The following is a 7,643-nucleotide window of genomic DNA, read 5'->3' on the forward strand; positions in this document are numbered from 1 at the left end:
CAAGCGGCGTTTTTCATCATGCGGCGAGCTTGATCTTGCCCTCCGTCACGTAGCGCTTGAAGTCGGCCAGGGGCATGGCCGCCGAGCCGCGCACTTCCTCGTCCACCCAGCTGAGAGTGGCGTCGTTCAAACCCGTTTCCACCTTCACGGGACCGGGGCGAATGACGATGTTGGGGCCATCGCCTTCGCGGTACTCGACCTTGCCAACGATGTGTGCGGTTTGTGCCATGGCGTGCTCCTCGATAGGGAGTCTTCAGCATCGCGGGCATGCGCCCGGGGGTCTGTGCGTTGACGTACAGAACTTCGCTCACGCGAGGCTTAGTCTGGACTCAGCCGCTTTTTCCGGCTGTTGTCACCCCCCTGCCCTGTGCAGCTTTCAAAGGACCCCATCATGAAGACTTCCAAACTCCTCACCACCACCGTGGCCGCGCTGACCGTCGTTGGTGCTGGCCTCGTGTACGCGCAGACCACCACCCCGAGCACGCCAGCGCCCATGACGCAGGACTCGACCACCCAGGCACAACCCGCCACGCCCACGGCGCCCGCACCGTCGACCACGATGCCTGCCACGCCCAGCCAGGACACGACGCAACGCAGCACCGTGCCGATGACCACGGACGCCCAGGCCGATCGCAACTGACCCTTGATGAAGCAGGCCCCCATGAGCCCGGTGAGGCTCCGGGTGCCGCCCAACTCCACAGAACACGACCGTCATGCGCATCCCCTCTTCCCTCGCGCAGGACATCCGCAACGGTGCGCTGATCGGCGCGGCGGTGCTCACCTTGCTCATGCCGCCGGCCAGGCTGGTGCAGGGCCCCGACGGCCCACAGGCTGGTGCCGCCATCGCAGTACCTCTTGCATCCCAGTCAGCGCCGGAGCCGAACTTCGGCGGCGTCGAGGCCACCGCCAACGCTCTCGAACTGGTGCGGTGGATCGCCCACACGGGCGACAATGCAGGCATGCCTTTCGTGCTGGTGGACAAGCCAGCCGCCCGGCTCCATGTGTTCAATGCCAACGCGAGCCTGCGAGACAGCACCCCGGTGCTGCTCGGATTTGCGCCTGGCGACGACACCGTGCCAGGCATCGGCAGCAGGCCGGTGGAACAAGTGAAACCGCATGAGCGCACGACACCAGCCGGCCGCTTTGTCGGGCATCTGGGCCACAACCTCACGGGCGAAGACGTGGTGTGGGTGGACTACGACGCCGCCGTGTCGATGCACCGCGTGCGGCCTACGCTGCAGCCCAAGGAGCGGCGCGCCGAGCGGCTCGCGTCAGCGACCATCGACGACAACCGGATTTCCTATGGCTGCATCAATGTGCCGGCCGCGTTCTACGAAGCGCAGCTGAAGCCGGTGTTCTCCACGATGTCGGCCGTGGTGTACGTGTTGCCCGAGCACAAGAGCCTGAGCGAAGTGTTCGGCTTGACCACGGCGTCCGCGCCGTCCCCGCAAGAGGCGCGGCTCACGCGCTCTGCAGGGTCCGTTTGACGATCCGCGTGGGAAGCGAAGGTGTGCCGTGGCCGCAGGAGAGCTTGTCGTACGCGCGCCGCACCACGCCGTAGCACTCGCAACTGCGCGCTTCGAGTCCGTCACGGTCCAGGATGGAGATATGACCCCGGTGGTATTCGATCAGCCCGGCTTTCTGAAGCTTCAGCGCGCCGCTGGTGACGCCTTCGCGCCGCACACCCAGCAGGCTGGCGATGCGCTCCTGCGTGGCCTGCATGTCGCTGTTGTCCTGCCGGTCCAGGTGCTGGAGCAGCCAGCGGCAGAGTTGCTGGTCGAGTGCGTGGTGACGGTTGCAGGCCGACGACTGCGCCATGTGCGTGAACAGCGCCTGGGTGTAGGCCAGCAGGTGCTGCAGCAGTTCGGGCGAGCGGCGCGTGTGGTACAGCAGCGCCTGCACACCCATGCGGCCTGCGTGGCCGGGGCGTTGCACCACGGCGTCGCACAGGGCGCTGGTGTCTCCCATGAAGGCGCACACACCCACCATGCCCTCGTTGCCGACCACCGCCACTTCGGACGATGCGCCGTCCTCCAGCGAGGACACCAGCGACACGGTGGCGCTGACGGGAAAGTACACGTGCCGCACTTCGGCGCCGGCCTGGTGCAGCAAGGCGCCGGCCCGCAGCTCTTCCCATTCGAGGTCGGGCTCCAGCAGCTCCCATTCGGCGCTCGACAGCATGGCCAGCAAGTGGTTGCTGGGCAGCGGAGACGGATTGGTGGTCATGGCAGTTCCCTTTCAACAGGTCGTTCGATACGCGGGCCCACCCGGGGGTGAGCCGAGCCCAAATTAGGCCGGGGATCGCACGAACACCGTGTCAGACGACGTGCCCTTTTCGCCGTAGGAGAACGGGAGGGATCAGGCGCCCTGAGGCTGCAGTGCGATCACCGCCATCCCGGTCAGGGCAATTACCGCTCCCGCGACGTCCCAGCGGGTGAGCGGGATGCCGTCCACCAGCCGCAGCCAGACCAGGGCGACGGCGATGTACATGCCGCCATAGGCCGCGTAAATGCGGCCGGCGGCGGCGGGATGCAAGGTGAGCAGCCAGGCGAACAGCCCCAGCGCGAGAGCCGCCGGCAGCAGCAGCCAGGCGACCTTTCCCTGTTTGAACACGAGCCAGGTGAGGTAGCAACCCACGATCTCGGCGAGCGCAGTGACGGCAAAGAGGAAGGTGATACGCAGGGCGTCCATGGGGGAACCGGAAAAAAAGGGCGTCAATGGTCGGGATGGCAGGCGCAGGCCTCCCCGTGCGCGGCCGAGACCAGTTCGGTCAGGATGCCGCAAGGCGCCCCGCCCTCGTGCTCGCCGTCGCAGCGCGAACGAAGTTGCAGCAATTGTTTCTCCAGCGCCCGCATGCTCTTGAGACGGGCGCGCACGCGGCCGAGCTGTTCGTCCACCAATTGGTCCACATTGAGGCTATGGCCCTCGGGGTCGTCCACGAAGCCGAGCAGGCGTTTCACGTCGGCCAGCGGCATGTCCAGCGCGCGGCAATGGCGGATGAACGCCAGCCGCTCCAGATGCGGCTGGTCATAGTTGCGGTAGCCATTGTCCAGCCGCGCGGGCTCGGGCAGCAGACCTTCCTTCTCGTAGAAGCGGATGGTTTCCACGTCCACGCCGGTGGCCCGGGCCAGCTCCTTGATCTGCATGATGTTTCTCCTTGTTGACACTGTAGCCGCTTTAGGGTTTTCAATACAGGCATCGAAAGGAAAAACCATGTCAGCCCATTGCCATTCCCACGACACCCCCAAGCCCACCGAGGTCGCCGACCTCGGTCGCTACCGCCGCATTCTCTGGATCGCCCTGCTGGTCAACGCGGCGATGTTCCTGGTCGAGATCGTCGCCGGCTGGCGCGCCGGCTCGCTCGCTTTGCTGGCCGACGCGATCGACTTCGCGGGTGACGCGCTGAACTACGCCGTCTCGCTCGCGGTGCTCGCCTCGGCACTGGCCTGGCGGGCCCGCGCGGCCGTGCTCAAGGCGGTGAGCATGATGGGCTTTGGCCTGTACATCCTGGGCAGCGCGGCATGGGCGGCCTGGAACGGCCAGGTGCCCGATGCCACCACCATGGGCGTGATCGGGGTGCTCGCGCTGGTGTCCAACGTGGCCGTGGCCTGGATGCTCTACGCCTTCCGCGAGGGCGACGCCAACATGCGCAGCGTGTGGCTGTGCTCGCGCAACGATGCCATCGGCAACGTGGCCGTGATGCTGGCCGCGCTCGGCGTGTTCGGCACCGGCAGCGCTTGGCCCGATCTGATGGTGGCCAGCCTGATGGCCGCGCTGGCCCTGCACGGCGGCTGGCAGGTGCTGCGCCAGGCGCGCGGCGAGCTCGCCGGTGAAAGCGAAGCCCACGGACACCACGACCATGCGCACTGAGCCCGCCGCCGTGCCGGGCTTCGACCCGGTGATCTATGCCCGCCTGCTGTCGCGCTTCGATGCACTGCCCGCCACCGCGACCCGCGAGCGCTGGCGGCTGCTGGAGGCGGCCCATGTGGTCGGCCAGACCCGTTTCCGGCCCCACCTGGAGACCCATTGGCTGATGCTCGGCCAGGCCTGGCGCACCCGGGACGCGCGCGAGGGGGCCGGGCAGGTACTGCGGCTGCTGCTCGTGCCCCTGGGCCACCTCACAGGGCGCCTGCCGATCGGCAACCCGGGGCGGTCGCAGGTCAGCGCCTTCCAGCCCATGGCCGTGCGCGCGGACATCGCCGAGGCCATCGCCCAGGCCACTCCTACAATCCCCTGATGCGTTCGTGGCTCGCCGTCTTCCTGTGGGTGCTCTTGCCGTTGCAGTTCTCCTGGGCTGCGATGGGCGGTACACCCGCCCCGCATGAACGCGAGCCTCAGGTGGTGGTGCACTGCCCCCATTCCCATTGCGCCACCAATACGCCGGGGCTGGATACCAGCACGGCGCACCACGCCGATTGCGGCACCTGCCACAACGGCTGCCCCCTGGCCTTGTTCCAAGAACCGCGCCGCCCCTTCGCGAGCGCACCGGCCTTCCCACTGACGGGGGCCACCGTGGTGCCGGCGTCGAGGCCGGCCGACCTGCCCGACCGGCCTCAGTGGAGCGCCCGGGGCTGACCCCCGGGCAGCGGCCTCATCCGCCTTTGGCAGCGCCGTTCGCGGCGCCGCGCCCGCGCCTCCCCTCCTCACGCAGCGGCGAGCGGCCTTCCGGGTCGCGTGCTCTTCTCTCATTCCTGCTCTCTTCGAAGAGGTGCAACCCATGTCACTCCATTGGCTCCGCCGATCCCCCCGTTGGGCCTGGCTGGTTCTCGTCGTCGCGCTGGTGGGCGCGGACCAGGCCACCAAGGCCCACTTCGCCGCCACGATCCCGCTGGGCACGGGCATTGAACTTACCCCCTGGCTGAACCTGGTCCATGTGCTCAACACCGGCGCGGCGTTTTCGCTGCTGGCCGATGCCGACGGCTGGCAGCGCCCGTTCCTCATCGCCGTCGGCCTGATCGTGGTGGTGGCCATCAGCTTCGTGAGCATGACGCGCCACGTCGAGCCGATGGAGCGCTGGCTCGGCGCGGTGATCGTGGCCGGTGGCGCGGGCAACCTCATCGACCGCGTGCAGACCGGCGCGGTGGTGGACTTCCTGGACTTCCATTGGCGCGGCCTGCATTGGCCAGCCTTCAACCTGGCCGACGTGTTCGTCGTGACCGCCGTCATCGCCTGGGCCCTGCTCTCGCTGCGGCGGCCTGCCGCGCCCGTCGCCACACCGGACGCCCGCCCATGAAGAATCCCTGGACGCTTCTGCTCCTGGCCTGGCTGGTGGCGCTCGCCGCGACGGCCGGCGCGCTGTTCATCGGCGAGGTCATGTTGATGGTGCCCTGCCAGCTCTGCTGGTACCAGCGCATCTTCATGTTCCCCCTCGCGCTCATCCTGGGCATGGCCTGCTTCAGCGAAGACCGGCGTGGCGCGGTCTACGCGCTGCCGCTCGCGCTGGGCGGCACCGCCATGGCGGGTTACCACACGCTGCTGGTGGCCGGCCTCATTCCCAAGGCCTGGCTGCCGTGCAGTGCCGGTGTCTCGTGCGCGGACCAGCGGCTCGAAATCCTCAACGGCATCCAGATTCCCTGGCTCTCCCTGGCCGCCTTCGCAGCCATCGGCCTTCTGCTCACCCTGTTCCTTCGAAAGACCTCCCGATGATCTCCAAGAAAATCACCGTGATCGCGCTCGTCGCCGTCGTGCTCACTGCGTTCGGCCTGGGCGCCTACCTGTACCAGCAGCGTGTGCAGAACTCGCAGATGGACAAGGTCACCCAGCAACAGGCGCGCCTCGTGCGCATGCATTCGCCGGTGTTCGGCCCGCAGGGCGCGCCGGTGACCATCGTCGAGTTCTTCGACCCGGCCTGCGAGACCTGCCGTGCCTTCCACCCCGTGGTCAAGGGCCTGCTGGCGCAGTACCCCAATGAGGTGCGCGTGGTGATCCGCTACGCGCCCTTCCACCAGGGCTCGGACCAGATCGTCCTGCTGCTGGAAGCGGCCAAGCGGCAGAACAAGTACGCGCCCGTGCTCGACGCCGTGCTGGCCGCGCAACCGCAGTGGGCCGACCATGCCCAGCCCAACTTGCGCGTGGCCTTCCAGGCCGCCGAACAGGCCGGGCTGGACATCAACCAGGCCATCGAGGACGCCCAGCGGCCCGAACTCGCGGCCGCGCTGCGGCAGGACATCGAAGACCTCACCGCGCTGGAAGTGACCAAGACGCCCACCTTCTTCGTCAATGGCCGGGCTCTGCCCAGCTTCGGGCGCGAGCAGCTCCTCGCACTGGTGGCAGAGGAAGTGGCCAAGGCCCGCAAGTGAGCCCGGGCGGCGCCCGCGTCAGCCCTTGGGCACGTGGGCGCTGCACCAGCCGTTGGCCACCACCATCTTGCCGGTGAAGAGGGTGCAGCCCCCCACCGCGTCACCGGGCTTGCCGGTGTAGAGCTGGCAGTTGCGGCAGGTCTGCGCCGGGGTGTGCCTGGGGAACTTGCGCGGGTCCACCTTCTGGGTGTCGGGCGTGTAGCCCAGGGCCAGGGCGGTGGGGTCCTTGTCGCCCACCAGGGCCGGCTGGGCCGGCGCCGAGGCGGCCCAGCCGGCCGCGCTTGTGGCGGCCGCTCGCAACAGAAAGACGCGACGGTTCGAATCGTTCATGGGGCACCTCGTGGGGACGCGCTGGATCGCTGGCCCATCCTACCCGCAGGCGGTGGGCCCGGGTGCGTACACTTGGGCCCCGGATCGCACCACGCATGAGCCCTCAAGACTACGTCCAGCAAAAAGCCGCTGCCTCGGGCAGCAGCTTCTACTACGCCTTCCTGTTCCTGCCGGCCGAGCGCCGCGCGGCCATCACCGCCTTCTACGCTTTCTGCCGCGAGGTGGACGACGTGGTGGACGAGGTCAGCGACCCCGCCGTGGCCCAGACCAAGCTGGCCTGGTGGCGCCGCGAGGTGGCGCAGGCCTATGCCGGCGAGCCCAGCCACCCGGTGATGCAGGCGCTGATGCCGCTGGCCAAGACCTACGAGATCGAGATCCGCCACCTGCTGGCCGTGATCGACGGTTGCCAGATGGACCTGGAGCAGAACCGCTACCTCGACTTCGCCAACCTGCAGCGCTACTGCCACCTGGTGGCCGGCGTGGTGGGGGAGGTGGCGGCGCGCATCTTCGGCCAGACGCAGATCGCCACCACCGAATACGCCCACCGCCTGGGCCTGGCCTTCCAGCTCACCAACATCATCCGCGACGTGGGCGAGGACGCCACGCGCGGGCGCATCTACCTGCCCGTGAACGAGCTGCAGAGCTTCAACGTGCGGGCCCATGAGCTGCTGCAGCGCGGCGCCGCGCCTGGCACCGATGTGGCCGACTTCCAGCGCCGCTTCCACGCGCTGATGCAGTTCCAGTGCACGCGCGCCCTGCAGACCTACGACGATGCCCTGGCCCTCTTGCCCGCGGCCGACCGCCGTGCCCAGAAACCTGGCCTGATGATGGCCAGCATCTACCGCACCCTGCTCAGGGAAATCGCGGCCGACCCGCTGCTGGTGCTGACCCAGCGCGTGAGCCTGACGCCTTTGCGCAAGTTCTGGCTGGCCTGGAAAGTCCAGGCCCTGGGCAGGCTATGACCCCCACGCTCCACCGCTGCGCGGGTCGCTGCCCCCCCAGGGGGCTGGCCTT

At 68.3% G+C, this 7,643-nt stretch carries 14 protein-coding genes; 9 read left to right on the forward strand and 5 right to left on the reverse strand.

Going from position 1 to position 7,643, the window contains the following annotated elements:
* Nucleotides 1-16 precede the first annotated feature (16 nt).
* Nucleotides 17-229 carry a hypothetical protein gene (locus ACODTB_RS25030; RefSeq protein ID WP_291112338.1) on the reverse strand — a complete coding sequence of 71 codons (213 nt, stop codon included), beginning with the start codon at nucleotides 227-229 and terminating at the stop codon, nucleotides 17-19.
* A 162-nt stretch (nucleotides 230-391) separates the two neighbouring features.
* Here ACODTB_RS25030 and ACODTB_RS25035 point away from each other — a divergent pair, with 162 nt between their 5' ends.
* Nucleotides 392-640, forward strand: coding sequence for a hypothetical protein (locus ACODTB_RS25035; protein ID WP_291112336.1), 249 nt, complete (start codon nucleotides 392-394; stop codon nucleotides 638-640).
* Nucleotides 641-713: 73 nt separating this feature from the next.
* Nucleotides 714-1,487, forward strand: coding sequence for a hypothetical protein (locus tag ACODTB_RS25040; protein WP_291112334.1), 774 nt, complete (start codon nucleotides 714-716; stop codon nucleotides 1,485-1,487).
* Here the strand turns inward: ACODTB_RS25040 and ACODTB_RS25045 are convergent.
* The 3 genes from ACODTB_RS25045 to ACODTB_RS25055 form a co-directional block, all read right to left on the reverse strand.
* Complete coding sequence (locus tag ACODTB_RS25045) at nucleotides 1,462-2,226, reverse strand: Crp/Fnr family transcriptional regulator (protein WP_488929849.1); 765 nt, start codon at nucleotides 2,224-2,226, stop codon at nucleotides 1,462-1,464. The two genes, ACODTB_RS25040 and ACODTB_RS25045, sit on opposite strands and share 26 nt — an antisense overlap.
* A gap of 132 nt (nucleotides 2,227-2,358) precedes the next feature.
* Nucleotides 2,359-2,691, reverse strand: coding sequence for a YnfA family protein (locus ACODTB_RS25050; protein ID WP_291112327.1), 333 nt, complete (start codon nucleotides 2,689-2,691; stop codon nucleotides 2,359-2,361).
* Nucleotides 2,692-2,714: 23 nt separating this feature from the next.
* Complete coding sequence (locus tag ACODTB_RS25055) at nucleotides 2,715-3,146, reverse strand: Cd(II)/Pb(II)-responsive transcriptional regulator (RefSeq protein WP_291112324.1); 432 nt, start codon at nucleotides 3,144-3,146, stop codon at nucleotides 2,715-2,717.
* Nucleotides 3,147-3,213: 67 nt separating this feature from the next.
* On the opposite strand from ACODTB_RS25055, the gene ACODTB_RS25060 reads away from it, so the two are divergent.
* The 6 genes from ACODTB_RS25060 to ACODTB_RS25085 all read left to right on the forward strand — a co-directional run bounded on the left by ACODTB_RS25060 (nucleotide 3,214) and on the right by ACODTB_RS25085 (nucleotide 6,299).
* Nucleotides 3,214-3,870 carry a cation diffusion facilitator family transporter gene (locus tag ACODTB_RS25060; protein WP_291112322.1) on the forward strand — a complete coding sequence of 219 codons (657 nt, stop codon included), beginning with the start codon at nucleotides 3,214-3,216 and terminating at the stop codon, nucleotides 3,868-3,870.
* Nucleotides 3,860-4,237, forward strand: coding sequence for a DUF3703 domain-containing protein (locus ACODTB_RS25065; protein WP_291112320.1), 378 nt, complete (start codon nucleotides 3,860-3,862; stop codon nucleotides 4,235-4,237). Before ACODTB_RS25060 ends, ACODTB_RS25065 begins: the two co-directional genes overlap by 11 nt.
* Nucleotides 4,237-4,575, forward strand: coding sequence for a hypothetical protein (locus ACODTB_RS25070; RefSeq protein ID WP_291112318.1), 339 nt, complete (start codon nucleotides 4,237-4,239; stop codon nucleotides 4,573-4,575). The genes ACODTB_RS25065 and ACODTB_RS25070 overlap by 1 nt, the downstream gene beginning before the upstream one ends.
* A gap of 142 nt (nucleotides 4,576-4,717) precedes the next feature.
* Nucleotides 4,718-5,233 carry a signal peptidase II gene (gene lspA, locus ACODTB_RS25075; RefSeq protein ID WP_291112316.1) on the forward strand — a complete coding sequence of 172 codons (516 nt, stop codon included), beginning with the start codon at nucleotides 4,718-4,720 and terminating at the stop codon, nucleotides 5,231-5,233.
* Nucleotides 5,230-5,646 (forward strand): disulfide bond formation protein B, encoded by a 417-nt coding sequence (locus ACODTB_RS25080; protein ID WP_291112314.1) that lies wholly within the window; start codon nucleotides 5,230-5,232, stop codon nucleotides 5,644-5,646. Before lspA ends, ACODTB_RS25080 begins: the two co-directional genes overlap by 4 nt.
* Entirely contained in the window at nucleotides 5,643-6,299 is a 657-nt protein-coding gene (locus ACODTB_RS25085; RefSeq protein WP_291112312.1) for a DsbA family protein, read from the forward strand. Before ACODTB_RS25080 ends, ACODTB_RS25085 begins: the two co-directional genes overlap by 4 nt.
* 18 nt (nucleotides 6,300-6,317) lie before the next feature.
* Here the strand turns inward: ACODTB_RS25085 and ACODTB_RS25090 are convergent, their stop codons facing one another.
* Nucleotides 6,318-6,629 (reverse strand): high-potential iron-sulfur protein, encoded by a 312-nt coding sequence (locus tag ACODTB_RS25090; RefSeq protein WP_291112310.1) that lies wholly within the window; start codon nucleotides 6,627-6,629, stop codon nucleotides 6,318-6,320.
* A 95-nt stretch (nucleotides 6,630-6,724) separates the two neighbouring features.
* On the opposite strand from ACODTB_RS25090, the gene hpnD reads away from it, so the two are divergent.
* A complete protein-coding gene (gene hpnD / locus ACODTB_RS25095; RefSeq protein ID WP_291112308.1) occupies nucleotides 6,725-7,591 on the forward strand; it encodes a presqualene diphosphate synthase HpnD in 867 nt (288 codons plus the stop codon).
* Nucleotides 7,592-7,643 lie beyond the last annotated feature (52 nt).

This window comes from Hydrogenophaga sp. FG152 (genome assembly GCF_057809615.1).